Origin of the sequence: Tenacibaculum jejuense (assembly GCF_900198195.1) — a bacterium.
Taxonomy (GTDB): Bacteria; Bacteroidota; Bacteroidia; order Flavobacteriales; family Flavobacteriaceae; genus Polaribacter; species Polaribacter jejuensis.
Map to the genome: position 1 here is coordinate 292,009 of NZ_LT899436.1, position 25,547 is coordinate 317,555.

Below are 25,547 nucleotides of genomic sequence, written 5' to 3' on the forward strand. Positions count from 1 at the left end.
TTGAATAAAAGAGTTGTAATAACAGGTTTAGGTGTTGTTGCTCCGAATGGAGTCGATATACAGTCGTTTACAAATGCGATTAAAAATGGTGTTTCTGGTATTACATTTCATCAAGATTTAAAAGACCTAAATTTCTCGTGTTGTATTGGCGGACTTCCAATAATTACCGAAGAGAAAAAACTAGATTATTTAACGGCTTTAGAATTGAGAGGTTTTAATAGTTCCGGAATTTTATACGGTTGTATTGCAGGAATAGATGCTTGGAACGATGCTGGCTTTACAGTTGATAAAGAAAGTGATTTAGACTTTGATACAGGAATTGTTTTTGGAACTGGAACTTCTGGAGTTGAAAAATTTCGTGAAGCTATTTATAAAGTTGATGCTCATAAAGTAAAACGTTTAGGTAGCACAACGGTTATTCAAACTATGGCTAGCGGAATTAGCGCATATTTAGGCGGTAAACTCGGTTTAGGAAATCAAGTAACTACAAATTCTTCTGCTTGTACAACCGGAACGGAAGCGATATTAATGGGTTACGATAGAATTGCTTCAGGCAAAGCAAGTCGAATGTTAGTTGGGAGTTGTAGTGATGGCGGACCTTACGTTTGGGGTGGTTTCGATGCTATGCGTGTAATGACATATAAACACAATGAGAATCCAGAAGAAGGATCTCGACCAATGAGTGCAACAGCATCTGGTTTTGTTCCAGGAGCTGGAGCTGGAGCTTTGGTGTTAGAATCTTTAGAAAGTGCGTTGGAAAGAGGGGCAACTATTTATGGAGAAGTTTTAGGTGGAGCAGTGAATTCTGGCGGACAAAGAAATGGAGGAACAATGACTGCACCAAATGGAATAGCTGTACAGCGATGTATTACAGATGCAATTCGAAATTCAGGAATTACTGCGGATGAAATTGATGTGATTAATGGACATTTAACGGCTACATCAAAAGATGCTTTTGAAATTCAAAATTGGTCAGAAGCATTAGGAAGAAAAGGGGCGAATTTTCCTTATATCAATTCATTAAAATCAATGATTGGTCATTGTTTAGCCGCTGCTGGAAGTATCGAAAGTGTTTCTGCTGTTCTTCAGTTACATCACGATTTTATATTTCCATCAATAAATTGTGAAGATATTCATCAAGATATTTTAGCTGAAATAGATCCAACACGAATTCCAAAAGAAAAAATAGATACAAAAATTAATATTATAGCCAAAGCAAGTTTTGGTTTTGGTGACGTAAATGGATGCGTAATATTTAAAAAATACAACCAATAAGTATATGACAAACGAAGAACTAATACCTAAATTAAAAGAAATCGTTAAACCTTATATTCAAGATCAAGCGGCTTTTGATAATTTAACGGAAGAGACTGATTTTATTAATGATTTAAAAATCAATTCTGCTAATTTAGTGGATGTAGTTTTAGATGTTGAAGATGAGTTTGATATCGAAATAGATAACGATGCTATGGAGCAAATGTTAAATGTAAAAAACGCAATAGCAATTATTAAAGATAAATTAGCTTCGTAATGATTGGGAATGATATTGTAGATATCAACTTTACACGAAAGCAAAGTAATTGGCAACGTGACGGTTTTTTAGATAAGATTTTTACATCTGAAGAACAAGAACATATACTAGAAAGTAAATGTAGTTTTACTACAGTTTGGCAATTGTGGAGTATGAAAGAGAGTGTTTACAAAATCTATGTTAGAAAACGTAAAGAACGTTTCTTTGCTCCTAAAAAACTCGTATGCACTGTTACTAATTCTTCTAAAGGATCGGTAATCATAAATAATGAAAAGTATCTTACGAAAACCACCACGAATAAAAATTATATCTATTCCACTGCAATTTCTGATGTAGGCAATTTGTTAAGTGTCGATACTTTTTGTTTTCCTTTAAAAGAAAGTGATTTCAGTACACAACGAGCAACTGTTTACAGTCAATTAAAAAATAGAATTGCAGAAAAATATAATCTGAATTCAGAAATTATTCAGATAGAAAAAACAGCATTAGGTATTCCAGAAGTTAAAGTCAATAATCAAACTTTAGAAGTTAATATATCACTTACCCATCACGGTAATTATGGCGCAGTTTCAATCTTAAATCTAAACTCATGAAAGAATTTATCGCTTACGCAAAATTGCAATTTTCAGTAGATAAAAAACTAGTTTTAACCTATGCAATCGTATACTTTATATGGGGAACCATAATGAATAATTTTGGTGCTGCTGTTGAAATCGCAAGATTTACTTATTGGTGGCAAGTAATTACGTGTTATATCTTTTACATGATACCAATATCGTTGCTTTTACGTGGTTTACCATTTCATATGCAATATGCGTACGGATTAATAGCAATGGGTGTATTGGAATTTTTAGGTTACGCGTTACAAACTTCTTATGCGTATCCTGATAATATTTTAGATAAACTTTTTAATATCAGGAATTTCAGTTTAGGAATGACTATGTTTTTTGGTTTGTATTTTCCTATCGGAAACATGATGGTTGGTAAGATTTATAGCGCTATCTTTGGCGATTAAAATTGAAATATTATTATGCCATTTCATGAGATTTTAGGGTATTTAGCAGCATTTTTAACTACGGCTTCTTTTTTACCTCAGGTATATAAAACATGGAAAACAAAATCTACAGAAGGATTATCACTTACTATGTATACTATTTTTCTGACAGGAATTATTTGCTGGTTGATTTATGGTATTTACTTAAATAGTTTGCCTATAATTTTAGCAAATACAGTTACAGGAGTTTCAGCAGTTATGCTAATAATAATGAAGCTTAAATACAAATAGTAAACTATACTTAATGTCACGTAAACTTCATTTAAGAACTAGAAAAACACATCGTTATTTAGGTCTTTTTATAGGGGCTCAGTTTTTATTCTGGACAATTGGAGGGTTGTACTTTAGCTGGAACAATATGAAAGATGTTCACGGTAAAACTTTATTAGATAAATCGGAGCACACTTTTGCTTTTCAATTCAATGAACCAGTTCGTAAACTTTTAGGAGTTATAAAAGAACCTATTAAAAATATTGAAGGAATTGTAGTGCATCAAGATAGTCTTTTACGAGTTAAAACTGTTTCAAAAAATTATCTTTTAACATTAAGTAATAGTGTCTATGCTATTAAAGATAGTTTAACTAAAGATCACGAGTATAGAGAAAAACCATTGCCAGTTTATGTTGTAGAATTAGAACATTCTACGAATACAAAAGTGTATGTTCACCCTCAGTTAGCTAAAATTACTTCAGTAAGAAACGATAATTGGAGACGTTTCGATTTTTTATGGATGTTACATGTTATGGATTTTGAAACTAGAGATCATATTACAAATTGGACATTGCGTATTTTTTCTGTTTTAGGGTTAGCAACAATATTATCTGGTTTTTATTTATTTTATTTAAGTTCATCAACCATAAGAAAGTTAAAGAGAAAGATGTAAATAAAATGAATTTCAGCTTGTTAATGCTTTAAGAATTGTTTAGATTTATGTAATTAATCTATTAAAATCTAAATATCATGAAAGAAATTTTAAGCTTTACAGGCGCAAAAAAACTTGAAAAAAAAGATCAACAACAAATTAAAGGAGGAATTACTTTTTCTTGTCCTTCGGAAGGAGGTTTTTGTACCGTAGGAATGCCTGTGAGTTGCATTACCGTAGTGCCTTATGTTTGTATAAATAATGTTTGGAAGAAATTATTTTAAAAAGTAAGTTTTCTTACTATCATAAAAAATTTAAGTCCGTTTTTACGGGCTTTTTTTACATGTATTTATATGGTAATTTTGTAAAAAAAAGCTAAAACTCAAACGAGTATTATAAATTTGTTTTTTTAAGGTTTAAATTGCAATAAGTCGAACATATAAACAGTAAACGAGTCAATTGAATATTTGTAAAAAAATACAGAACGCAAATTACTATCCTACAGTAGAAGATATTCCAGAACATATTTGGAAAGAGTTAAATTGTACAAACGATTTATATTTTAATCCGAATTATTTATCTGCTATTTCAAAATATCATGAAAATATAGATTTTTGGTACGTAGTTTTATTCGATGACCATTATAAACCTATAGCTTTTTCAACAGTTCAGATAGTAAACTTTTATTTAGACAGTGTTCAGAATGAATTACAAAGTATAGTTGAGTTTATTAAAAGGATAGGTCGAAAGTTACATCTATTATCTGATCAAAAACCTTTAAAAATTTTAACCTGTGGAAATACATTTGTTAGTGGAGAGCATGGTATTTTCATAAAAGAAGGACAAGACAAGCAAAAAGTAATTAAGCAAATCGCAAAATCGGTACTTCAGCTAGTTAATGACGAAGGTCATTTCGACTATAAAGTAAGTGGCTTTATGCTTAAAGATTTTGAACACGAATCTTTATTTATAAGTGACGAACTTTTAGGGTACAATTATCATTCGTTCAATGTTGAGCCTAACATGCTAATGCAAATCGATCAAGATTGGTCAAATTTTGATGACTATTTAGCTGCGATGAAAACAAAATTCCGTGTAAAAGCTAAAAAAGCGATGGAACTTAGTGCAGGATTAAACGAAATCGATATTACAGAAAGCAATATCGATCTTTACTTAAAGGACATGGAAAAACTTTATAAAAGTGTATCGTCTAAAGCAGGCTTTAATTTAGGTGAATTTAATATCCGTTCTTATGCTGTATTAAAAGAAAATTTACAAAGAGATTATATTATTAAAGGATATCTTCTAAATAATAAATTAGTTGGTTTTTTATCTGGAATGATCAATCAAGAGAATTTGGATGCTCATTTTGTAGGTATTTCTTATCAATACAATAGAAAATATGCTGTTTACCAACGCATGCTTTACGATTATATAAATATTGCGATAACTAGGAATTTAAAACAGATCAATTTTGGTAGAACTGCTAGTGAAATCAAAAGTTCTGTTGGAGCTGAACCTCAAGATTTAACTATTTATTTTAGACATAAAAACAGTATTCCAAATAAAATTTTGAAGTGTTTTATTGATAAAATTCAACCAACTCCTTTTCAACAGAAGTATCCATTTAAAGCTAAAACTCTTGTTAAGCAGAGTTAAAAAGAGTACTTTTAAGGTATAAAATCAGCCTTATGAAGAATACTACAGAGCTCGTAAATATTCTTACGCTTGAAGATCAGGGAGATAATAATTTTAGTGGAATTAGTAAAGATATTGGTAGCCCGAATGTGTTTGGAGGTCAAGTTTTAGCACAGTCATTAAATGCCGCATACAGAACAGTAAATTCGAAACGAATTTTACATTCTTTACATTCTTATTTTTTAGAACCAGGAAATTTAGAATTACCCATTGTATATAATGTACAAACTATTCGTGATGGAGGAAGTTTTTCAACACGAAGAGTAACTGCGCATCAAGGAGAAAAAACCATCTTTATTCTGGCATGCTCTTTTCATAAAAAAGAAGAAGGATATGAGCATCAAATGCCTGTTAAAAAAGAAATTAAGCAACCAGAAGATTTACTAAGTTGGACTGATATGTTAGATCAGTTTGGTGATTTTCTTCCCAAGAAAATGAAAGCTTTTTTAAGTATAGAAAGACCAATAGAATTTAAGCCTGTTCAGGTTGTAAATCCGTTTGATAAAAAAGATTTACCTCCTGTTGTTGATGTTTGGTTTAAATTAAAAGGAGATCGTTCTAACTTGAATTTAGCCCAGAAACAACAAATATTAACTTACATATCCGATTATAATATCTTAACAGCTTGTTTGTATCCAAACGCAAGTAAAGCGCATTTTGGAAATACTCAAATGGCAAGTCTAGATCATTCGATGTGGTTTTATCGTGATTTTGATTTTAATGATTGGATGCTGTTTTCAATCGAAAGTCCAAATTCTTATGGAGCTAGAGGATTTGCTTGTGGTAATATTTACACAAGAGAAGGAAAATTAGTAGCTTCTGTAGCACAAGAAGGTTTAATGCGACCTCCAAGAAAAAAATAAAATTATATGAGTCCTTTTTTATATGTATTATCTGTTAACGGATTATTATTCCTTTTTAGTTTAATATTTTACTTTTTTCCAGCAAAAAAGATCAATTCATTTTACGGTTATAGAACTTTCCGAACTATGCAGAATCAGAAAATTTGGGACTTTGCTAATAACTATTTCAACAAACAGTTTTTGTTATATTCTGGAATATCTTTCCTAGGAGCTTTTGCCTTAGCATTTATAAACCCTAAATTAAGTTGGCAACCTATGGTTTTGTTAGTACTATGTTTAGCTGTTTCTGTAGTTAAAACAGAACAAGAACTAAATAAGCATTTTGATAAAGAAGGAAAGAAATTAAAATAGTGTGTTTTTCAGTTGAAATTTACTTTTGATTTGTCAATTACGATGATAGCTATTTTAATAAAGCTGAAATTATCAAAGGGAAGTTGTGGCTAAATTTATTCTTTGCTTTTTGTCATTTAATAACCAATTCCATACAAAAATAGATTTGTAGTAGGTGTAAACAGGAAAAAAGTTACATTTACAAAAAAGAATGATATGGAAACTCTTGTTTTTTTAATACTTGTAATTGGTTTTATAAGTATCAATAATAATATCAATTCAAAGTTTAAAAAGTTAGAACAAACTATTGATATTTTAAATGCGCGAATACGATCTTTACAAGAAAAACTAAAATCGCAGTCATTATTATCAGAAAAAGAAAATATTGAACCAACTCGTGTTGAAAAGGAACCAGAGCCAATACCACCGATTTATACTCCTAAGGAAAAGGAAATAAATACTCCAGATTTATCTAAAGAAAAAGAGACAGTTGAAAAGCCAGCTGAAGTTGTTCGTTCCCAGCACTCTTTTAATGATCAGAAAAAGACTGCTCCAGTACCTGAAAAAATAATTGAACCTAAAAAAATACAAACGCCAAAAAAATCGTGGTTTGAGACGTTTAAGGAGAAAAATCCAGATTTAGAGAAGTTTATTGGTGAAAACCTAATTAACAAAGTTGGGATTTTAATTTTAGTTTTAGGAATAAGTTTCTTTGTTAAATATGCTATTGATAAAGATTGGATTAATGAACCAGCAAGAGTTGGTATAGGTGTTTTATGTGGAGCATTAGTTATGGGAGTTGCACATAAATTAAAGAAGAATTATGCAGCGTTTAGTTCGGTATTAGTAGCAGGTGCAATTAGTATTTTTTACTTTACTATTTATATTGGTTTTCATGAATATCAATTATTCAGTCAGACTATAGCGTTTTCAATAATGACAGTAATTACAGCTTTTAGTGCTTTAGTATCTATTTCTTACAATCGACAAGAATTGGCTGTATTATCTTTAATTGGTGGATTTGCTGCTCCGTTTATGGTAAGTACAGGTGAAGGGAATTATATAGTCTTGTTTAGCTACATAGCTTTATTAAATATCGGAATTTTAGCAATATCTTATTTTAGAAAGTGGAAAATAGCTACAATACTAGATTTTGTTTTTACAATTGTATTATTTGCTGGTTGGCTTTTTGCAGATTTTAATGAAAAATACTTTTCTCATTTTGGAGCTTTAACTTTCGCTACTCTATTTTACTTCATTTTTAGCATCACTATTGTTTTAAATAATTTAAGAAATAAAGGTGTTTTTTCTAAAATAGAATATTTCATTTTAATGGCTAATACTTTTTATTTCTTTGGAATAGGAATGACTATTTTAAAAGGTTGGGAATCTAATTTTACTGGATTATTTACACTTTCATTAGCCATTTATAACTTAATATATGCAACGATTTTATATAAGAAGTTCGGATTAGATAAAAATGCAATTTATCTCTTAGTTGGTTTAGCTTTAACATTTGTAACCTTAACTATACCAATTCAATTTGAAGGAAATCAAATTACAATTTTCTGGGCACTAGAAGTTGTATTGTTGTTTTGGCTTTCGAAAAAATCAAAGATTGATTCATTTAAAATAGGCGCTGTTATTGTTCAAATACTTACTGTGATTAGTTTATTCATGGATTGGTGGAAATACACGTATCTAGAACAAGATTTTACTATTATTTTAAACCCATTATTTATTTCAGGTTTTATAACTAGTATTTCATTATTTATTACCTATTTCTTGGTGAAAAATGAAAACAACATAGAAAATAAATATATTTTCTTAGAGATGAAGTTTTATAGCGCTTTATTACTTGTCGTAGGAACTGTTTTAAGTTATTTAACAGGTCTTTTAGAGATAAACTATCAGTCATATCAAACGATACAAAATTATTATAGTGCTTTAGCATTTCCTGTAACTTATCATTTTACGATTATAGCTATACTACTATTTTTAGCAATAAAATTTAAAAAAGAATTTATAAAAGGAATGCTCTTTTTTAGTGCTATTTCTATAGTTTTTTATGTTGTCTATTTTTACAGTTTACCAAAGTTTGAAATAATTGAAAACTTTAACTTGGGTACACAAAGTAATTATGCATATTATTTCCATTATATTATTTTGGCTTGTTTACTGTACTTTGGATATCAATTCGTGCAAAACTCTTCTTTAGGTGTTATTAAAAACAACAAATGGTTACCTTGGATTTTTGTTTTTGTTATAGTATATGTATTTAGTAACGAAGTAATGATTCATGGGTTAGTGTTTTCAGAAGCTACAGATACTGTTGCGTTAACTAAAGGATTTTCGGGAGAAAATGGAGATTATTATGCAAAATATAGATTTGTAACAGCTCAAATAAAAAGTGTTCAGAGTCAAATTATTAAAATAGGATATCCTATTTTATGGGGACTTTTTTCTTTTATATTCTTAATTGTAGGTATCAAAAAACAATGGAAAACATTACGAATAATAGCACTTTCTTTATTAGGAATAACCATCTTAAAGCTTTTTGTTTATGATATTAAAAACGTATCTGAAACAGGAAAAATAATAGCTTTTATTTTATTGGGTGTTTTAATTTTGATTATCTCTTTTGTATATCAAAAAATAAGAAAGTTAGTTGTTGAAGAAGATTCAGAAAATAAAACAGATGAAAATATATAATACCGTATTCGCTTTTTTTATTCTTTTTAATGGATTTGGTCAAGATTATAAGGGATCAATAAATGAAATTAAGGAAGATGGACTTTATAAAATAAAACTTACTCAAGACATACGCTCTGCAAGTAATGAGAATTTTAATACTTTAAGAATTAAAAATACAAGCGATAAAGAAATTCCATATGTTTTAGTTTTTAATACAGACCGAAAATTTTCGAAGTTTACATCTATTCCAATAGCTTCCAAAAGTATTATTAAAGATTCTATAACCTCTATTGGTTTAGAAAACACTTCAGGAAAAAAGCGTGAACATATTATTTTAAAAATTTCGAATACTGCCATTACTAAGAATTATTCGGTTTTAGGAAGTAACGATGAAAAAAATTGGTTTGGTTTGGTATCGAATAAAAGACTCACACACATTACTAGCTCAAAAAACTTAGATGTTGAAAAAACAATTAATTTTCCATTAAATTCTTACAGATATTTACGAATTGATTTTGATGATTCTTATTCATTACCAATAGAAATTCTAGAAGCAGGGATATATACAAGTGAAACATTTAAACAAAATCCTGTTGAGATAGAGAATTACCAGTTGAATATCAATCAAAACGAAGAGAACAAAACGACATTATTAAATTTTTCAGCAGACATTGCTTCAAAAATAGATTATATATCTTTTGAGATCAATACTAAGTTCTACTTAAGGAATGCGAAAATTTTCACAAAAAGAACTCGAAAAGTAAAAAAACGTGAAGAAACTTACAATCATGCAATTGATCAAATTCAACTGAATTCAAATAATAATAACACTTTTATTCTGAGAAACTTAAATGAGAAAAGCTTCACGATAGCTATAGAAAACAAAGACAATTTACCTTTAGATATTATTAATGTAAAGCTTTTTCAGAAACCTTTGTATTTAATCTCTAGTTTGAATAAAACTGATAATTATAGTATAGAAATAGACAAGAGCTTAAAAAAACCTTCATATAATTTAGGTAATTTCATTTCGAATAAAACTACAGGGATCAAAAGTATAGGGGTTTCAAATTTTAGAAAATTAACCGTAGTAACTGATACAAAAAATCAAGCTTTTTGGCAGACTCCTATGTTTATGTGGATTTGTATTGTTTTAGGCGGACTTTTAGTTGTTTATTTTGCACTTAGTTTGATAAAAGATATTGGAAAAGATACTACCAATACTTAAAAATAAGTACAAAACCGTTTTTTATTCATATTCCTCTTTTAACAGTAGAATATCATCAATAATCTGTTTCATATTCTCAAACTTAGTTCCGTCGTAAATACCACGAATTCTTCGTTCTTTATCAATTAAAATAAAATTTTCAGTATGAATAAAATCACTTTCGCCGCCATCACCTTCATCTAAAACAGCAAAGTAACTCTTTCTAGCTAGTTCGTAAATATGTTTTTTATCTCCAGTAACTACATTCCACTTTCCATCAATAACACCCATTCGTCTGCTGTAAGCTTTTAAAGCAGGAACAGAGTCTTTTTCTGGCATAACAGTATGAGAAAGAAAACGAATATCATCATCATTCTCAAAGTGCTCTTGTAATTTCACCATATTTGTTGCCATTGGGATACAAATTCCTTTACAAGTCGCAAAAAAGAAATCAGCTACATAAATTTTATTTTTGTAATCTTCTTGAGTGATTTTCTTACCATTTTGATTGATAAGATGAAAGTCTGAAATCGTATGGTTTTTAGTAAACATACGAATAGATTTATCTACTAATTTCGGATTAACATCTGCAGGATTGTAAATAGGTAATCTTTTTTCAACTTTAACTAAGAAATAGTAGCAAGGTAGAGCAACTATTGAAAAGAAAATTAGAAAGATAAAAGTATATTTCGATTTTTTAAAAAAAGCAATATTCATTAGATATGATGTAATTCTAGTACAAAAATACGGCTTATAAAAAGGGATTCCTAAAATCTTTGTTAAAACATGTAAAAGAAGAAATAAGCAATTTTTACAACTCTACTTAAAAGCGTACATTTGTTAAATTTTATAGAAAAGACACTACAAACCATTTATGGAAATATTTATAAAAGCATCACAGTTTATTTTAAGTTTATCGTTACTAATTGTACTTCATGAATTAGGACATTTTATACCAGCAAAATTATTTAAAACTAAAGTTGAAAAGTTCTATTTATTCTTTGATTACAAGTTTTCATTACTTAAAAAGAAAGTTGGAGAAACAGTATATGGTATTGGGTGGATTCCTTTAGGAGGATATGTGAAAATAGCAGGAATGATTGATGAAAGTATGGATACTGAACAAATGCAAGGAGAACCGCAACCTTGGGAATTTCGATCAAAACCAGCATGGCAAAGATTAATCATTATGTTAGGTGGTGTAATCGTAAATTTCATTTTAGGAATTTTAATTTATATCTGTTTAATGTGGGTGTATGGTGAAAAGTATCTACCAAATGAGAATGTAAAAGATGGACTTTGGGTGCAAGATGAGCTAGCTAAAAGCTTAACACTTGAAACAGGAGATAAAGTAATTTCTGTAGATGGAAAGCTGATTAAAAAATTTAATCAAATTCCAATTGAATTAATAAATGGTGAACGTTTCGTTATTGAAAGAAATGGAAAGAAAATTGAAAAAGAAATTCCAGTAAATTTTATATCAAAATTAGTTGATAGAGGTAGAGATGCTGGAAGCTTTATCTTACCTAGATATCCTTTTGTAGTTACATCTATCGATAAGAATTCGCCAAATTATAACTCAGGTTTACAAGAGAAAGATATTATCATTTCTGTTGGAGATACACCTATTAAGTATTTTGATGAGGCTAAAGGAGCTTTTGAAAAAGTAAAAGGAACAACTACTTCTATAAAAGTAAGAAGAGGAGATGCTACAAAAAGTATAGAAGTACAAGTTAATGATGAGGGTAAGTTAGGTGTAGGTTTTGCAGCCATACCTTTAAAAGATTTAGAGAAGTTAGGGTATTACAATTTAGAAACAAAAACGTATTCATTCGGGGAAGCGATACCAGCAGGATTAGATAAATCTTGGAGTACTTTAACGGGATACGTTAAGCAACTTAAAAAGATATTTAACCCAAGTACTGGGGCTTACAAAGGTTTAGGAGGATTTATTTCTATAGGAAGTATTTTTCCATCTGAATGGAGTGCTCAAACGTTTTGGAATATCACTGCATTTTTATCAATCATGTTAGGTTTTATGAATTTACTACCTATTCCTGCTTTAGATGGAGGACATGTTGTGTTTACATTATGGGAAATGATCACAGGAAAAAAACCTGGGGATAAGTTTTTAGAGTATGCTCAATTAGTAGGTTTTGTGATATTATTAGCCTTATTAATCTTTGCTAATGGTAATGACATTGTAAGATTATTTAAGTAGAATAGATAAGGTTAAATATGATTTAAAATAAACCTTCATTCTAAAAATAAACTAGGATGTGGGTTTTACTTTTAAAGAAAAATTGAAAGGAGTGATCCAATAATAGTTGTTTCTACAATCTAAGCAGTTGTAAAATTTTAAAAAAGGAATGTGTTTAGCTACACCAGTCCTTCTTTTTCTGATTCGATTATTCGAACCACAATGCGGGCAAGTTTTCATGAATTTTATTTTAGTAGTTTTCTGTTTCTGTTCCTACCTCTAAATATAAATGAAAGAAATTATAGTAAATAAAAAAAAGAAGGGGATTTTTCCCCTTCTTTTTATGAAATATTATTTGTTCTATTTGTCTTGATTATTGCTTGCTCATTTTTCCAATCAATCCATTTTTGCCCTTTTATACGTCTCATGACATTGTCTATGGTTCGCATGATAAAGACATTATAAACTGCTTTTCCAAGGTTTTTAGGATTTCTAGCGATAGCACGAAGGCTCATAGAAAAACCTGGCGTTATATAACGCATATAATGCCAATAACCTTCTGGCATGTATAAAACATTTCCATGTTCTAACTCTGCAACATGGCCTTTCGCATGTTTTAATGCTGGCCATTTATCAAAATCTGGGTTATTAAAGTCAATATCTTCTCTAGTAATTAACGAATGTGGGATTTTATAAAGATGTTTATTTTGTTTTTGATCAAATAAAATGCATTTCTTTTTTCCTTCGAAATGGAAGTGAAAGATATTGGCTAAATCAATATCATAATGCATGAATGTATACGAATCTCTACCTCCAAAGAATAACATTGGTAAGCCTTTCATTAATCGTAATCCAAAATCAGGATAAGAAAAGTCTTTTTGAAGCACAGGTACTTCTTTTAAGATATTCCATAAGAAAATTCGAAATTTAGTAGGCTCACGCTTTAATAAATCTACATATTCACTCATTTTCATTTTAGCGTGAGGTTCGTTAAAACCATCTTTATAATCTACTGGTCTATCGTCGTATAACGGAACAGTTTTATCACCGGCAACTTCTTTCATATATTCTAAAGACCACTTAGAATATGCAGGCCAGTCTTCTATAAAACGCTCAATAACTACAGGTTTTTGAGGCTTGAAATAGTTCTTGATAAAGTCTTCTTTAGTAATAGTTTCAACTCTATCGATTTGTTCCAATTGTAATCCCATTAGTCAAATTTTGATAACCGCAAAGTTAAGAAAACGTTACGAAACCTTTTTTAAAAGTAATTGTTAAAATAAATTATTCTATTTGTATTATCTATTTTAAGCTTTTACTTGTTTAGCTTCTTGTTTTTTAACCTCATTTCTTTCAATCGTATGACTTGGTCTAGTCCATTTTGGTTTTTCACCTAAATCTTTATATTGAGAATCTTCTGCCTCAACTGTTTTAGGTTGCATTTTCTTGATAAATGGCTTTTGAGGATTTAATCCAAGTAATTCGAATAACTTCATGTCTTCGTTTACATCTGGATTTGGAGTAGTTAATAACTTATCCCCAGCAAAAATAGAATTCGCTCCAGCAAAGAAACACATAGTTTGTCCTTCTTGACTCATTTGAGTTCTACCAGCAGATAAACGTACTTGAGTTTCTGGCATTACAACACGAGTTGTTGCTACCATTCTTACCATTTCCCAAATTGAAACAGGTTTTTGATCTTCTAACGGAGTTCCATCAACAGCTACTAATGCATTAATAGGTACAGATTCTGGTTGTGGATTTAAAGTAGATAATGCAACTAACATTCCTGCTCTATCTTCAATAGCTTCACCCATTCCAATAATTCCACCAGAACAAACCGTTACATTAGTTTTACGAACATTGTCAATAGTTTCTAAACGATCTTCAAAACCTCTAGTTGAAATTACTTCTTTATAATATTCTTCAGATGAATCTAAATTGTGGTTATACGCATATAAACCAGCTTCAGCTAAACGGTGTGCTTGATTTTCAGTGATCATACCTAAAGTACAACAAACTTCCATATCTAGCTTATTAATTGTACGAACCATTTCTAATACTTGATCGAATTCTGGTCCGTCTTTTACATTTCTCCAAGCTGCACCCATACAAACTCTAGAGCTTCCAGAAGCTTTAGCACGTAATGCTTGAGCTTTAACTTGGTTAACACTCATTAAATCATTTCCTTCAACATCTGTATGATATCTTGCTGCTTGTGGGCAATAACCACAATCTTCTGGGCATCCTCCTGTCTTTATAGAAAGTAATGTAGATACCTGTACTGTATTTGGATCGTGGTGTTTACGATGAATAGTTGCTGCGTCATATAACAGCTCCATCATCGGCTTATTGTAAATTGCTAAAATTTCTTCTTTCGTCCAGTTATGTCTAGTCTCACTCATATAGTCGTCATTGTTTGCGTTATCAAAAGTAGGAAAACTAATTGTATTATTATACTATTTTGAAATTAAAACTGATACAGCATTTCCTCCAAAACCAACGGCATTTATTATTATTTTTTGAATCTTTTTAGGTTTCTTTTGAGCTTGAGCAAAAGGAACTTCTATTAATTTTTGATGCGTTAACATTAGTAAACCTAATTCAAAATTTAAAAGTCCAGATGCGCCAAAAGTGTGTCCTAATTTCCACTTATTTGTAGTTAAGAAAGGTTCGTGATTTCCAAATACTTTTTTAACTGCATTTATTTCTGATGAATCTCCTTTTATAGTTCCAGGTGCGTGCATTACAATTGCATCTACTTCGTTAAGATTGATGTTTTTACACGCCATTTTCATCGATTTTTGAAAACATTCAGCATCAGCAGTAACAGATGTGTTATGTTTTAAAACTTCAGTAGCATAACCAATACCTTCAATTTTTGCTACAGTTTTATCAGAAATTTCATTTTCTAAACATACAACAGCAGCGCCTTCACCTAGTATCATGGTATTTCTGGTTTTGCTTAAATCAAAAGCCTTACAAGGATAACCTTCAGTTTCTTTTGAATACACTTTAAGCGCTTTCATTTGTGCTACGGTAAATTCAGTTAATGGAGCTTCACTTCCACCAACTAAAAATTTATCACATAAACCTGCTTGTAACCAAGCAACTCCATTCAAAAGAGAATGTAATGCTGTAGAACAAGTAATAGAGTGAGATATTTCTGGCCCATTACTTCTTAAATCGTGAGCAATCCAAGAAGAAATATTTCCTAGTGTTGTTGTTGGAGAACTTAAGGTTGAAGAAGTTCCATTTTGTAAGAACTCTTCATGATATTTTTCGAATAAAGCTGTAGCACCTCTAGAAGAACCGATATTAATTCCAAAGTCGTCTCCTGTTTTCCAGTTTGCTTTTTCTATAGCTTTTCGTGAGGCATAAATAGCAAACAGAACAGTATTGTCTAGATTTTTATATTTATTATCAGACTTTTTTAATTCTTCAATGGCTTTTAAATCTTCATCTGAAATTTTAGAGACCCATTCAGAGAAGTGTTTAAACTCTTTTTTGGTCATTCGATGATTGTCATCCAAATAACTTGTCCATACTTCTTCAGAAGTTTTCCCTAATGGAGAAATTGAAGCAAAAGCTGAGATTGATATTGGTTTCAAAACAAAAAAATTTCAGCAAAATTAAGGTTTATCTAACAAAGAAACTTTAATTTATATCTGTTTTAGTTTTTAATGAGATAAATAGAAAATATTTTCACAAATAATAATGTAACAACATCACAGTAAGATAGTCTAATTAAAAAAAAATTAAATGAACGAAAGATCTCAAAAAAGTTGGTTAAGTAGAAACTGGCCTTGGGTATTACCAGTAGGATGTTGTTCTGGTTGCTTAATGATGATATTAGTATTTGTTTTTGGATTCGGAGCAGCTATATTCGGTGTTGTTAGTGAATTTGTAGATGCTTCTCCAGTAGATGAAGTTACTGAAATAGCTAAACAAAACGATAAAGTTATAGCACTATTAGGTGATAATATTGAATCTAAAGGATTTCCAAATGGAAACATTTCTATAAATAATGATAGCGGAGAAATAGATTTTTCAATTCGAATTGTTGGTGATAAAGGAGAAGGAACTTTAATCGTAAAAGGGATTCGAGTTGATAAAAAATGGGTATATGAAGATTTATATGTATTGATTAAAGAAACTGGTGAACAAATCAATTTATTAGAACAAGAAAAGATTCCTGAAATTATATAGGTTCTAAATTACGAATTACAAATTCACAATTTCAAATTCGTAATTCATAATTAGTTTATAATTGATTTAAAACCTTTTCTATAGTAGTATATACTTTTTCTAATTGTTCATCTGTAATTACATAAGGAACTTGAATGTAAATGGTGTTTCCTAAAGGTCTTAAAAACACACCTTCTTTCATAAAAGAAGATAGTAGTAAATCTCTTAAAGTTCCATAACGTTCCATGTTTGTGTCTAAATCTAAAGCGAAAATTACTCCAATAGATCGGGTTGATTTTACTTTAGCGTGCGTTTTAATTTTTTCACTAAATTCAATATGTGATGTACTAATTCGCCGAATACTTTCTTGAATTTTTTCTGAAGTTAATAAATCTATACTTGCAATTGCAGCCGCACAACCTATCGGATTCGCTGAATACGTATGACAATGGAAATATCCTTTTGCAATATCGTTACTTAAAAAAGCATCGTAGATTTTCTGAGTACAAGAAGTAATTGCCATTGGAACTAATCCACCAGTTAAAGCTTTACTCAAACAAATAATATCTGGTTTCGTAGCCACATGATCTGAAGCAAAGTTTTTTCCTGTTTTACCAAAGCCAGTCATTACTTCATCTGCAATAGTTAAAACATCATTGTTTTTACAATATTCAATAATTTGATTTAATCCTTCAATATTATGAATTTTCATTCCGGCAGCTCCTTGAACAATAGGTTCGTAAACAAAAGCAGCTATTTTATTATTGGTAATAATTTCAGATAACTGTTCTAAAATTTCAGCATGATTCTCTCCATTTGGTACTGGAATTCTATGAATATTAATTAGAAAATCTTCAAAAGGTCCGTTATAAACTGAAAGTCCAGACGTAGACATGGCTCCGAAAGTATCTCCGTGAAAACCATTTTCAAAAGCAATAAAAGTTGTGCGTTTGTCTCCAATATTGAAATAATACTGTAAAGCCATTTTTATAGCAGACTCTACAGCTGTTGAACCATTATCGTTAAAGAAAATTTTAGCTTGATTTTCAGGAAGAATTTGAATTAGTTTTTCTGAAAGTTCTACAGCAGCAGGATGTGTAAAATCACTAAACATGATTTGATCTAATTGCTGCATTTGCTGATAAACACGATTGGTAATAAAATCGTTACAATGGCCGAACATACATGTGTACCAAGAGGAAATAGCATCGATATATTCGTTACCATGTTCATCTGTAAGGATACATCCTTTAGCTTTTACAATTCCTAAACTATTCGGGTGTGTTTGGTGTTGTTTTAAAGGATGCCAAATGTGTTTTTTATCGCGTTCTTGTAGTGTCATTTAATTTTTTATTTATATAAATGAATTCTAAAATTGCTATTAGCATTACGACTAGCAAAAAATAAAAATTTAAAAATTTTGAAATTGTAGGATATGTTAAGGGCCAATTATAAATATCTATAAAAGCTATAGTAGTTGAAAAAATGAATGAAATACAAGAGATTATAATGACATGTCTTTTTAATTTATGCGCTTCAGAAGAAAGTTTTAAATTAAGTGCTTTATAAATTAAGATCATAGTAATTAACAAAATAACAGGTAGAATAGAAATATAAAACATCACGTTTTGAGGAACTTCCCAATCGGGTCCCGTTTGTGAAATATAAACTACAAAACTGGTATAGATAATAGTCAACAATCCAAGTGTTGTAATTATTCTTACACTGTTTTTTGATGCTTTCTTCAAGATTAGAAGTTTAAATTACAGTTTGGTTTTAAATTTGTCAGCGTATTCTTTAATTACATTCTGATCAATGTAAGGCTCTTCTTCAATTCTTCCAATTACAGGAACTCCACTCATTTTTTTAATGATACTTTCTGTAGTTGGATGCTCATCGCCACTAAAAATTAAAGAAATATCAAATCCTTTTTCTTTTAGTAAATTAAGAGTCAATAAGGTGTGATTAATACTTCCTAAATAATGACGAGAAACTACTATAACTTTATAATCAGGTTGAATTAAATCTAAAATAGTATGTTCATTGTTTAACGGAACTAAAAGTCCACCCGCACCTTCGATAACTAAATTATTTTGAGTTTCTGGAGCTTTAATTTGATTGATGTCAATCGTAATTCCATCGATTTCAGCAGAAGCATGCGGACTCATTGGCGTTTGTAACGCATAGCTATTTGGATGAAAAACAGACTTTTTGTTTGTTACTAATTTTTCTACTTTATGTGTATCTGAATAATCTAAATCGCCAGATTGGATTGGTTTCCAATAATCAGCCTCTAAAGCTTCTGTAATAATTGCTGAAGCAACAGTTTTTCCTACTTCTGTTGAAATACCGGTGATAAAATATTTTTTCATTTAAAGATTGTTTTACAATCGTTACAAATTAATTTTCGTGGTTCAAAAAATGGGAAAAGCATGTGAAAGAAATTCTTTCGTTGTACGTCAGCTACTAAAATCCTTGTAGAATTACAATTCGGACAATGAATGGCATTACCTTTATTGTCGGTTTCATAAGTTCTGATGTCGTTATAAATTTCTGAAGCTTTTTTTAAATCTTGATTAAAAACTAAAAGTTTTACACCACCAATAGCCTGACTAATCAATGGGTCTGAATCTATTGTGGTTTCATCCATTAACATGGTTCTAATGTTTTCAGAATCTAACTTAGATTTCACCAGTTGAGCTTCAGTAGAATATTCAAAAACAGCTAAAATTGTATAATCTTCTCTCATTTCTCTAATCGCAGGGCGATAGCCAAGGTTTAATTTCTCAATAGTTAAATTGAGATAGTTTATCTACAAACAAAGGTAGTAAGGTTTAGATAAATATAGAGTACATAATTATGCTGAATTTACCTGTGCTGAACTTGTTTCAGTATTTTATAATGAGGGTGACTTTTTTTAATTTTAAATAAGATGAGCAAGTTGTTCTAGAATAGTTGTAATGTGTTTTTTAGAATTAAAACTATGCAAACAAAAACGTAATCGTTCTTGACCTTCAGGAACTGTTGGAGAAAGAATTGGTTTTATATTGAATCCGTTTTCTTGTAATTTCAACGCAATTGCTTTTGTTTTTTCTATTCCAGAAATTACAGAGCAGTGAATAGCAGAGTTACTTTCAATAAAAGAATGATTTAATTGTAATCGTCTCACTTCACTTTTAAAGAAATTGATATTGTCTTCTAGTTGCTGAATGATTTCAGAATTTAAATGCAGATAAGCAACTTGTATTGTGGCTAACGCATGAGGTGACAAACCCGTGGTATAAATAAAACTTCTAGAAAAGTTAATTAAATAACTGTATAATTTTTCATTACTCAAAATTGTTGCTCCATGACAACCTAAAGCTTTTCCGTAAGTAATAATTCTAGCAAAAACTTCATTTTCCAATTGTAATTGCTGAACTAAACCTTCACCTTTTTCTCCGAAAACACCCAAAGCATGAGCTTCATCAACAACCAAATACGCATTGTGTTGTTTTGTAACAGTAATTAATCCATTAAGATTTGGTGTGTCACCATCCATAGAAAATACCGATTCTGTAACAATATAAATTTCTGAATCCTTAGTTCTCGACTGCGCTCGAACTGACACTAACTGCTTTTCAAGATGATCGAGATCATTATGCTTGAATTTATAGTTTTTTGTATTCGAAAGTTGAATTCCGTCTCGAATAGAAGCATGGATATATTCATCATATAAAATCACATCACCACGTTGTGGAACACAAGAAAAGAATCCGACGTTAGCATCGTAACCAGAGTTAAAAAGTAATGCTTTTGGTGAGTTATGAAATTGAGCAATATAATTTTCAGCTTCTTGATATAACTGATGATTTCCAGAAATTAAACGAGAGCCTGTAGCTCCATTGATTTTGATGTTTTTATCTAATAATAACTGATGTGTTTGATCGAAAACAGATTCAGATTGCGCTAAACCTAAATAATCATTAGAATAAAAATCAATACGATTGGTATCAGATTTTAAACTTCTTAAGGTGTTAGAAGTTGCTCTTTGAATGAGTTTTTGTTCTAGTTTCTTTGGAAAATTCATCAATACAAAAATACAAATCGCGCGAATAGTATTTCTTGAAGAATAATGATTTTGTTTTTAACTATTTTTTTAGGGGTTTTTCCCCTAAAAAGGTTTGTTTTTTTTCCTTGAATTATTAGTCAGTATTCGTAATAAAATTGTCATAACAAAAAAACACAAAATGAATACTGTAATTATAAACTCTATTGGTACTGCCACTCCAGGAGCTTCAAAAATCTTATCAGATGCATTAAAAGTTCCTCAAGATTATATTTTGAAATTATTATATAGTGCTCCATCAGTTTTATTTCAAAAAGTTGATGAAGATACAGCATTAAAAGCAGAGGATACATTAAAGAAGTTAGGCTTGGATGTATCTGTATGTGATGAACAAGAGCCACTTAATTTAACTACTGAGTTGGTAGATATTAGTGTGAGTTTTGAAGATGTTTTAACATTACCTAAAGTAACAGAACAACTGGCTTCTTTTTTAGGATGTAAACAAGCAGAGGTGTTAAATTTATTATTAAACGAACCGAGCATAGTTTTAGGAAATGTTTCTGAAGCTACTGCTTTAGCTATGAAAAAAAGAGTGAATGCTCATGTACATTATGCAAATCCTAAGAAAGATTTGTATACAATTCTTATTAATACAGAAATAAAAGAATTAGAATTAAAAGCTATTGAAAAACAACTACAAGTAAAATTAAAGAGAAAAGGAGATTGCTATGTAGCTGAAAACATTTCATATTCAGATTCTCAATGGTTGTGGAGAAAATATCAAACACAAGACAAGGTTAAATTAATAAGTCAAACTCATCAATTAGTAACAATAAATTTAAGTGATTTTGATCCAGAAAATAGCGAGCATATATCTTATTTAACAAATCATGTAGGAATTCCTGAATCAATACTAAGCGACATACAACAAGCTTTACCAATAACTCTTTTTGAATATATCAATAGAGAAAGAGCCGAAGATTTGGTAGAAAAGGCTGAGAAAATAGGAATGGAAGTAGCGTTAGAAAAAGACTTCGATTTTAAAAAACAACTTCACATCACAAAAATTAGAGATACTAAAAATGTTAATACCATATTAGCTCAGTTTGTTAGTAAAGATAATTTAGTCAAAGCTAATGCTAAAGAATGGAAGAGTAGAAATGTAATGCCTAGTTTAATTGCAAGATACTTATCAGAACAATTAGAAAGAGTTGGTTGTAATACAGAAATCGTTTAGTTATGGATCAAAAAATGTTACACTACAGAATAGCCGAACGAGGAAAAATGCATGCTTTAGACAAAAACTATAAGGAAGCTTTACGTCACTATAAAGAAGCTTTAAAGCTAACGAGAGAACAAAAAGATAGTGAATTGTTTTTTCAACATTATAGTCAATGTGTGATGGAAACTTTGGAACTATCTGGAGCATATGATCAAGTAATTTCATTTTGTGAAAATTACAGAGCTTTTTTACAAGAAAAGGAGGAAGATTTCTTGGTACAAAAACATAATGCTTTTGTTAGTGAGCGTCAAGCAATACAACACATCTTAAGAGGAGAACAAGAAGAAGCAAAATCATTACTACAAACCACACAAAAAAATCTTGGTAAAGGAAAACAACCGATCACCGACGAGTTACTGAATTGGTTATTGAGAGGCTATAAAGTTAATCCAGATCAGTTAAGACAATTACAAAAGAAACATAATTATTTCATTGTGAGAAAAGAATCGGTGAATCCCAAAATTGCCATGGATTTACCCGAGGGCATTTCTCCATTTTAATCATTTAAATAGTAGAATATGGCAAACATTAACACATTTGACCAGGGAGCTCAAATTTTACAGAATGTTGATGTAACTAGTATGGTTACAGGATTAGCATTAGGTATTGCAAACGCTCAAGAGCAACTGGATAACAATTCTGTAAAACAGATTACAAAACTTGCACAAACACAAGTTGGAGGAAAATCGCTATTAGAGTTAGGCTTTAGACCTGCTTTTTATGCATTTGAACGTGCGGAAATTTCTGCCTCAATAAGCTTAAAAATGGCAGTACAAGAAGAGCTTGAAATCGATTTTGAATTGGAATATGATTCGACCAGAAAAAAAGGATACACAGACGAGCATATTCAAAAAATTGAAAACAATTACAAAGAAGAAAAGTATCGTGAGTTTAAAAGTAGTAGAAAATATTGGTCTACTTTATCTAACGAGCATACTTTGAAAGTTAATGAAATGACAGTTACAACTAGTAATAAAACTGGTAGTATAGATCGTGTAGATGAAACTACAAGTAAACTTTCTACAGATGCTAAAGTTGAACGAGTAGAGTCGGAAATTATAGATACCAAAGATGTTGTAGCTAAAAGCTCAAATGCTTTAAGTGTACACAATTATATGGGTTATGGTATGCTATCTATGTTAGATTATTATACAGAAGATATTGGTGTCGTAAAGATTAAGAATTACACAACAGCTGTAGATGTAAAAATTAAAGGAACAACAGCAGCTAACACAGTTAAAATTACTGGAGGAAATCTTACTGCTTGTTTAAATAGTATTACTACCAGTACTTTTAAAATGGGTCTTAAGGATAAAGATAAATTCACCGTGTATTTCGATTTTTCTAAACATCATCCTATTGATTTTAGTTATACTGGTGGAGCTACTCCAAAGAATACAGATCAGTTAAAAGAAAAGTTGAGAGCATTAGCTTTAATTATGAAAGCTGATACAGATATCAAAGTAAAAATTGTAGGTCATACGGATAGTGTTAGTGGAGACAAATTCAACAAAGATTTAGGTTTAAAGCGAGCGAAAGGAACAGCAAATTATCTAAAAGCTTTAGGTGTAGATGCTGCCCAAATTACAGAAACTACCTCAGAAGGAGAAGATGCAGCAAAAGCAAGCATTGGTGATAACAAAAAAGATGCAAATTATAGAAAAGCGGTTATAGAAGTTGATACTGGAGGAAACGAATACATTTTTGTAGAAGGAGGTGATTTTAATTTTACTCAGGCTGCAGCAGAAATTACAATCGCTAATTGGTCATCTACAAATTCAGGAATTTTAAAGAAGCATCAAAAATTAGCAGCAGCAGCAACAAAACAACTTGATGTAGAATCAGGATCTGACTCAGTAAGTCAAAATGTTCAGACATTGGCTGAGGTAAATACACAATTCGCGAATAGTAATAAGTTTTATTCACAAGTATCAGGTGATGTAGTATATGTATTAAGAAAAGATGCTAAAATAGAATATACACTATATTCTAATGATACTGAAGAGTTAGTTATTGAAGATAAGTCTACAAATACTCAAAATACTCAGAACAGTAATGATACATTACAAATTCATAAAGTAATTAACAGTAAGTATTTTGCAAAATCAGATATACAATCAATTAAAGATCCAAAAGTTTCAGCTTGGAGTGGTTCTTTAGACTTCCGTTATGCACGTCAGTTTGGAATGTCTGTAGAAGGGAATGCTTCTGTTACAGCAAGTATGATTTCTATACCAGCACCTACAGAATTTGAAAACTATGTACAGTCGTTAACAGGTAATACTAATCCATCATCTAATTAATTTGATGTATGGAGACACCTAAAGTAATACAACAAATTACCAACGCTCCATTACCAATGATGTTGGAAAAATTGGGGACTTCAATTGCTAATGCACAATCTGCTTTAGATGCAAATTCAATACGCTTAGCAAATGAACTGGCAACGGTAAAAATTAATGTAGGTGATGATGAATTCAATTTATTAAGTCTGGGTTTTGCTCCAACATTTTATGCTTTTACAGAAGCTTCATTGGAAATGAAAATGGAATTTTCGATGGCAGAATCTGAAAGTTACGGTGGTTCTTTAGCTTTCAATTATGGAAAAAGTGAAACTAAAAATGATAATTCTGGAGGAAAAGATGGAAATGGAAATACATCAACACAAATGTTTGGCGTATCAGTTTCTGCACATTATGCAAGGAAATTTTCGGCTTCTGCCGAAGGTTCTTCATCAATAGCGGCTAAAATAGTATCTCTTCCAGCACCAGACATATACTTAGAGATATTAAAATCAACATTAGATAAAGACGAATAAAAATTAAAAAGAACAAATTATGAATATGTTTAGAGAAACACCTCAAATAGGACAAGAGATTTTAAATGTTCCTATGGGTGAAATGATTCAGCAAATGGCAGAATCAATAGCTGAAGCACAATTGAAATTAGATTCAAATTCAATTGAAGTTGCAGAAATGATGGGAGGTCTAAAGGCCATTACAACAGAAGTAGACGGAAAAGAAGTAATCACTTTTGAAGACAGTCGTGTATTTTTTGGAAGTGAAAAAGTAAAAGTTTCTGATGCTGTTATTATTTACAATAACACAACAGATGATGCTACAAAACATCAAATTTTCAATGAGGCAGGGACGGGAAAAAACACAGATAAGTTTGAAGCTGACGGAAGTACGGGAAATATAAAACTTAAAGGAGCAACAGATGAAAATGCTGAGATTATTATTCCTTCTCGAAAATCAATGTTAGAACTAGGTTTTTCACCAACGTTTTATCAATTCGTAGATACAATTCTTAAAGTAACGATGGGAATAACATTCACACGTGAAGGAAGTTCATCTAGAGAATATAGTAGAAAGAGTGAACAAAAGGGAGGAAGCTTTGGTTTTGGATTTAGAAGAGGCTTTAGAAGTAATAGAACCGTAAGTACTACTCAAGTAAATGCGAGTCATTCTCAAAAATATAGTTATTCTGCAGAAGCATCTAGTTTGTTACAAACTAAACTAGTACCAATTCCACCTCCAGCAATTTTAGAAGAACGTATTAGAAAGTTAATGGAATTAAATGAATAATTC

Annotated in this window: 27 protein-coding genes; 19 read left to right on the top strand and 8 right to left on the bottom strand. The window is 30.4% G+C overall.

What is annotated here, in order from left to right; genetic code table 11:
* The 12 genes from AQ1685_RS01365 to AQ1685_RS01420 all read left to right on the top strand — a co-directional run bounded on the left by AQ1685_RS01365 (nucleotide 1) and on the right by AQ1685_RS01420 (nucleotide 10,260).
* On the top strand, nucleotides 1-1,275 hold the full coding sequence (locus AQ1685_RS01365) for a beta-ketoacyl-[acyl-carrier-protein] synthase family protein (protein WP_173862338.1): 1,275 nt from the start codon (nucleotides 1-3) through the stop codon (nucleotides 1,273-1,275).
* A gap of 4 nt (nucleotides 1,276-1,279) precedes the next feature.
* Nucleotides 1,280-1,531 (top strand): acyl carrier protein, encoded by a 252-nt coding sequence (locus tag AQ1685_RS01370; RefSeq protein WP_095068947.1) that lies wholly within the window; start codon nucleotides 1,280-1,282, stop codon nucleotides 1,529-1,531.
* Nucleotides 1,531-2,124, top strand: a complete 594-nt coding sequence (locus tag AQ1685_RS01375; RefSeq protein WP_095068948.1) for a 4'-phosphopantetheinyl transferase family protein — start codon at nucleotides 1,531-1,533, stop codon at nucleotides 2,122-2,124. The genes AQ1685_RS01370 and AQ1685_RS01375 overlap by 1 nt, the downstream gene beginning before the upstream one ends.
* Nucleotides 2,121-2,546, top strand: a complete 426-nt coding sequence (locus tag AQ1685_RS01380; RefSeq protein WP_095068949.1) for a hypothetical protein — start codon at nucleotides 2,121-2,123, stop codon at nucleotides 2,544-2,546. Before AQ1685_RS01375 ends, AQ1685_RS01380 begins: the two co-directional genes overlap by 4 nt.
* A gap of 15 nt (nucleotides 2,547-2,561) precedes the next feature.
* Nucleotides 2,562-2,816 (top strand): SemiSWEET family sugar transporter, encoded by a 255-nt coding sequence (locus AQ1685_RS01385; RefSeq protein WP_095068950.1) that lies wholly within the window; start codon nucleotides 2,562-2,564, stop codon nucleotides 2,814-2,816.
* A gap of 13 nt (nucleotides 2,817-2,829) precedes the next feature.
* Nucleotides 2,830-3,468, top strand: coding sequence for a hypothetical protein (locus AQ1685_RS01390; protein WP_095068951.1), 639 nt, complete (start codon nucleotides 2,830-2,832; stop codon nucleotides 3,466-3,468).
* A 77-nt stretch (nucleotides 3,469-3,545) separates the two neighbouring features.
* Entirely contained in the window at nucleotides 3,546-3,731 is a 186-nt protein-coding gene (locus AQ1685_RS01395; RefSeq protein WP_095068952.1) for a hypothetical protein, read from the top strand.
* 175 nt (nucleotides 3,732-3,906) lie between these two features.
* Entirely contained in the window at nucleotides 3,907-5,106 is a 1,200-nt protein-coding gene (locus AQ1685_RS01400; RefSeq protein WP_157730041.1) for a peptidogalycan biosysnthesis protein, read from the top strand.
* Between the two features lie 32 nt (nucleotides 5,107-5,138).
* Complete coding sequence (locus tag AQ1685_RS01405) at nucleotides 5,139-6,008, top strand: acyl-CoA thioesterase (protein WP_095068953.1); 870 nt, start codon at nucleotides 5,139-5,141, stop codon at nucleotides 6,006-6,008.
* 6 nt (nucleotides 6,009-6,014) lie between these two features.
* Complete coding sequence (locus AQ1685_RS01410) at nucleotides 6,015-6,359, top strand: SdpI family protein (RefSeq protein ID WP_095068954.1); 345 nt, start codon at nucleotides 6,015-6,017, stop codon at nucleotides 6,357-6,359.
* Nucleotides 6,360-6,554: 195 nt separating this feature from the next.
* The gene (locus AQ1685_RS01415) at nucleotides 6,555-9,050 is read left to right on the top strand and encodes a DUF2339 domain-containing protein (RefSeq protein WP_095068955.1); all 2,496 of its coding nucleotides are present in this window, start codon (nucleotides 6,555-6,557) and stop codon (nucleotides 9,048-9,050) included.
* Nucleotides 9,037-10,260: a hypothetical protein gene (locus AQ1685_RS01420; RefSeq protein WP_157730042.1), complete on the top strand. Its 1,224-nt coding sequence runs from the start codon at nucleotides 9,037-9,039 to the stop codon at nucleotides 10,258-10,260. The genes AQ1685_RS01415 and AQ1685_RS01420 overlap by 14 nt, the downstream gene beginning before the upstream one ends.
* A 21-nt stretch (nucleotides 10,261-10,281) precedes the next feature.
* Here the strand turns inward: AQ1685_RS01420 and AQ1685_RS01425 are convergent, their stop codons facing one another.
* Nucleotides 10,282-10,956, bottom strand: coding sequence for an SCO family protein (locus AQ1685_RS01425; protein WP_095068957.1), 675 nt, complete (start codon nucleotides 10,954-10,956; stop codon nucleotides 10,282-10,284).
* A 157-nt stretch (nucleotides 10,957-11,113) separates the two neighbouring features.
* On the opposite strand from AQ1685_RS01425, the gene rseP reads away from it, so the two are divergent.
* Nucleotides 11,114-12,460, top strand: coding sequence for an RIP metalloprotease RseP (rseP, locus tag AQ1685_RS01430; RefSeq protein WP_095068958.1), 1,347 nt, complete (start codon nucleotides 11,114-11,116; stop codon nucleotides 12,458-12,460).
* A 320-nt stretch (nucleotides 12,461-12,780) separates the two neighbouring features.
* Here the strand turns inward: rseP and AQ1685_RS01435 are convergent, their stop codons facing one another.
* The 3 genes from AQ1685_RS01435 to AQ1685_RS01445 all read right to left on the bottom strand — a co-directional run bounded on the left by AQ1685_RS01435 (nucleotide 12,781) and on the right by AQ1685_RS01445 (nucleotide 16,050).
* Nucleotides 12,781-13,650 (bottom strand): cupin-like domain-containing protein, encoded by an 870-nt coding sequence (locus AQ1685_RS01435; RefSeq protein ID WP_095068959.1) that lies wholly within the window; start codon nucleotides 13,648-13,650, stop codon nucleotides 12,781-12,783.
* Nucleotides 13,651-13,746: 96 nt separating this feature from the next.
* Nucleotides 13,747-14,844 carry a biotin synthase BioB gene (bioB, locus tag AQ1685_RS01440; RefSeq protein ID WP_095068960.1) on the bottom strand — a complete coding sequence of 366 codons (1,098 nt, stop codon included), beginning with the start codon at nucleotides 14,842-14,844 and terminating at the stop codon, nucleotides 13,747-13,749.
* 54 nt (nucleotides 14,845-14,898) lie between these two features.
* Complete coding sequence (locus AQ1685_RS01445) at nucleotides 14,899-16,050, bottom strand: beta-ketoacyl synthase N-terminal-like domain-containing protein (protein WP_095068961.1); 1,152 nt, start codon at nucleotides 16,048-16,050, stop codon at nucleotides 14,899-14,901.
* Nucleotides 16,051-16,201: 151 nt separating this feature from the next.
* Here AQ1685_RS01445 and AQ1685_RS01450 point away from each other — a divergent pair, with 151 nt between their 5' ends.
* On the top strand, nucleotides 16,202-16,648 hold the full coding sequence (locus AQ1685_RS01450; protein WP_095068962.1) for a cytochrome c oxidase assembly factor Coa1 family protein: 447 nt from the start codon (nucleotides 16,202-16,204) through the stop codon (nucleotides 16,646-16,648).
* 55 nt (nucleotides 16,649-16,703) lie between these two features.
* On the opposite strand, the gene bioA is transcribed toward AQ1685_RS01450, so the two are convergent.
* The 4 genes from bioA to AQ1685_RS01470 form a co-directional block, all read right to left on the bottom strand.
* On the bottom strand, nucleotides 16,704-17,969 hold the full coding sequence (gene bioA / locus AQ1685_RS01455) for an adenosylmethionine--8-amino-7-oxononanoate transaminase (RefSeq protein WP_095068963.1): 1,266 nt from the start codon (nucleotides 17,967-17,969) through the stop codon (nucleotides 16,704-16,706).
* Between the two features lie 421 nt (nucleotides 17,970-18,390).
* Nucleotides 18,391-18,999: a dethiobiotin synthase gene (gene bioD, locus AQ1685_RS01460; protein ID WP_095068965.1), complete on the bottom strand. Its 609-nt coding sequence runs from the start codon at nucleotides 18,997-18,999 to the stop codon at nucleotides 18,391-18,393.
* Nucleotides 18,996-19,376, bottom strand: coding sequence for a putative signal transducing protein (locus AQ1685_RS01465; RefSeq protein ID WP_095068966.1), 381 nt, complete (start codon nucleotides 19,374-19,376; stop codon nucleotides 18,996-18,998). The genes bioD and AQ1685_RS01465 overlap by 4 nt, the downstream gene beginning before the upstream one ends.
* Before the next feature lie 174 nt (nucleotides 19,377-19,550).
* Entirely contained in the window at nucleotides 19,551-20,696 is a 1,146-nt protein-coding gene (locus AQ1685_RS01470) for an aminotransferase class I/II-fold pyridoxal phosphate-dependent enzyme (protein WP_095068967.1), read from the bottom strand.
* A gap of 160 nt (nucleotides 20,697-20,856) precedes the next feature.
* On the opposite strand from AQ1685_RS01470, the gene AQ1685_RS01475 reads away from it, so the two are divergent.
* Genes AQ1685_RS01475 through AQ1685_RS01495 form a run of 5 tightly spaced genes read left to right on the top strand, consistent with a single transcriptional unit; the run spans nucleotide 20,857 to nucleotide 25,544 of the window.
* Nucleotides 20,857-21,912, top strand: coding sequence for a hypothetical protein (locus AQ1685_RS01475; protein ID WP_095068968.1), 1,056 nt, complete (start codon nucleotides 20,857-20,859; stop codon nucleotides 21,910-21,912).
* A 2-nt stretch (nucleotides 21,913-21,914) separates the two neighbouring features.
* Nucleotides 21,915-22,457: a hypothetical protein gene (locus AQ1685_RS01480; RefSeq protein WP_095068969.1), complete on the top strand. Its 543-nt coding sequence runs from the start codon at nucleotides 21,915-21,917 to the stop codon at nucleotides 22,455-22,457.
* Between the two features lie 18 nt (nucleotides 22,458-22,475).
* A complete protein-coding gene (locus tag AQ1685_RS01485) occupies nucleotides 22,476-24,260 on the top strand; it encodes an OmpA family protein (RefSeq protein WP_095068970.1) in 1,785 nt (594 codons plus the stop codon).
* 8 nt (nucleotides 24,261-24,268) lie between these two features.
* Complete coding sequence (locus AQ1685_RS01490; protein WP_095068971.1) at nucleotides 24,269-24,775, top strand: hypothetical protein; 507 nt, start codon at nucleotides 24,269-24,271, stop codon at nucleotides 24,773-24,775.
* Between the two features lie 19 nt (nucleotides 24,776-24,794).
* Entirely contained in the window at nucleotides 24,795-25,544 is a 750-nt protein-coding gene (locus AQ1685_RS01495) for a hypothetical protein (protein ID WP_095068972.1), read from the top strand.
* Nucleotides 25,545-25,547 lie beyond the last annotated feature (3 nt).

Excerpts from the sequence above, each read along its gene's own strand:
- AQ1685_RS01370 (WP_095068947.1), top strand. The coding sequence starts at position 1,280 with ATGACAAACGAAGAACTAATACCTAAATTAAAAGAAATCGTTAAACCT.
- AQ1685_RS01375 (WP_095068948.1), top strand. The coding sequence starts at position 1,531 with ATGATTGGGAATGATATTGTAGATATCAACTTTACACGAAAGCAAAGT.
- AQ1685_RS01380 (WP_095068949.1), top strand. The coding sequence starts at position 2,121 with ATGAAAGAATTTATCGCTTACGCAAAATTGCAATTTTCAGTAGATAAA.
- AQ1685_RS01385 (WP_095068950.1), top strand. The coding sequence starts at position 2,562 with ATGCCATTTCATGAGATTTTAGGGTATTTAGCAGCATTTTTAACTACG.
- AQ1685_RS01390 (WP_095068951.1), top strand. The coding sequence starts at position 2,830 with ATGTCACGTAAACTTCATTTAAGAACTAGAAAAACACATCGTTATTTA.
- AQ1685_RS01395 (WP_095068952.1), top strand. The coding sequence starts at position 3,546 with ATGAAAGAAATTTTAAGCTTTACAGGCGCAAAAAAACTTGAAAAAAAA.
- AQ1685_RS01405 (WP_095068953.1), top strand. The coding sequence starts at position 5,139 with ATGAAGAATACTACAGAGCTCGTAAATATTCTTACGCTTGAAGATCAG.
- AQ1685_RS01410 (WP_095068954.1), top strand. The coding sequence starts at position 6,015 with ATGAGTCCTTTTTTATATGTATTATCTGTTAACGGATTATTATTCCTT.
- AQ1685_RS01415 (WP_095068955.1), top strand. The coding sequence starts at position 6,555 with ATGGAAACTCTTGTTTTTTTAATACTTGTAATTGGTTTTATAAGTATC.
- AQ1685_RS01420 (WP_157730042.1), top strand. The coding sequence starts at position 9,037 with ATGAAAATATATAATACCGTATTCGCTTTTTTTATTCTTTTTAATGGA.
- AQ1685_RS01425 (WP_095068957.1), bottom strand. The coding sequence starts at position 10,956 with ATGAATATTGCTTTTTTTAAAAAATCGAAATATACTTTTATCTTTCTA.
- rseP (WP_095068958.1), top strand. The coding sequence starts at position 11,114 with ATGGAAATATTTATAAAAGCATCACAGTTTATTTTAAGTTTATCGTTA.
- AQ1685_RS01435 (WP_095068959.1), bottom strand. The coding sequence starts at position 13,650 with ATGGGATTACAATTGGAACAAATCGATAGAGTTGAAACTATTACTAAA.
- bioB (WP_095068960.1), bottom strand. The coding sequence starts at position 14,844 with ATGAGTGAGACTAGACATAACTGGACGAAAGAAGAAATTTTAGCAATT.
- AQ1685_RS01450 (WP_095068962.1), top strand. The coding sequence starts at position 16,202 with ATGAACGAAAGATCTCAAAAAAGTTGGTTAAGTAGAAACTGGCCTTGG.
- bioA (WP_095068963.1), bottom strand. The coding sequence starts at position 17,969 with ATGACACTACAAGAACGCGATAAAAAACACATTTGGCATCCTTTAAAA.
- bioD (WP_095068965.1), bottom strand. The coding sequence starts at position 18,999 with ATGAAAAAATATTTTATCACCGGTATTTCAACAGAAGTAGGAAAAACT.
- AQ1685_RS01465 (WP_095068966.1), bottom strand. The coding sequence starts at position 19,376 with ATGAGAGAAGATTATACAATTTTAGCTGTTTTTGAATATTCTACTGAA.
- AQ1685_RS01470 (WP_095068967.1), bottom strand. The coding sequence starts at position 20,696 with ATGAATTTTCCAAAGAAACTAGAACAAAAACTCATTCAAAGAGCAACT.
- AQ1685_RS01475 (WP_095068968.1), top strand. The coding sequence starts at position 20,857 with ATGAATACTGTAATTATAAACTCTATTGGTACTGCCACTCCAGGAGCT.
- AQ1685_RS01480 (WP_095068969.1), top strand. The coding sequence starts at position 21,915 with ATGGATCAAAAAATGTTACACTACAGAATAGCCGAACGAGGAAAAATG.
- AQ1685_RS01485 (WP_095068970.1), top strand. The coding sequence starts at position 22,476 with ATGGCAAACATTAACACATTTGACCAGGGAGCTCAAATTTTACAGAAT.
- AQ1685_RS01490 (WP_095068971.1), top strand. The coding sequence starts at position 24,269 with ATGGAGACACCTAAAGTAATACAACAAATTACCAACGCTCCATTACCA.
- AQ1685_RS01495 (WP_095068972.1), top strand. The coding sequence starts at position 24,795 with ATGAATATGTTTAGAGAAACACCTCAAATAGGACAAGAGATTTTAAAT.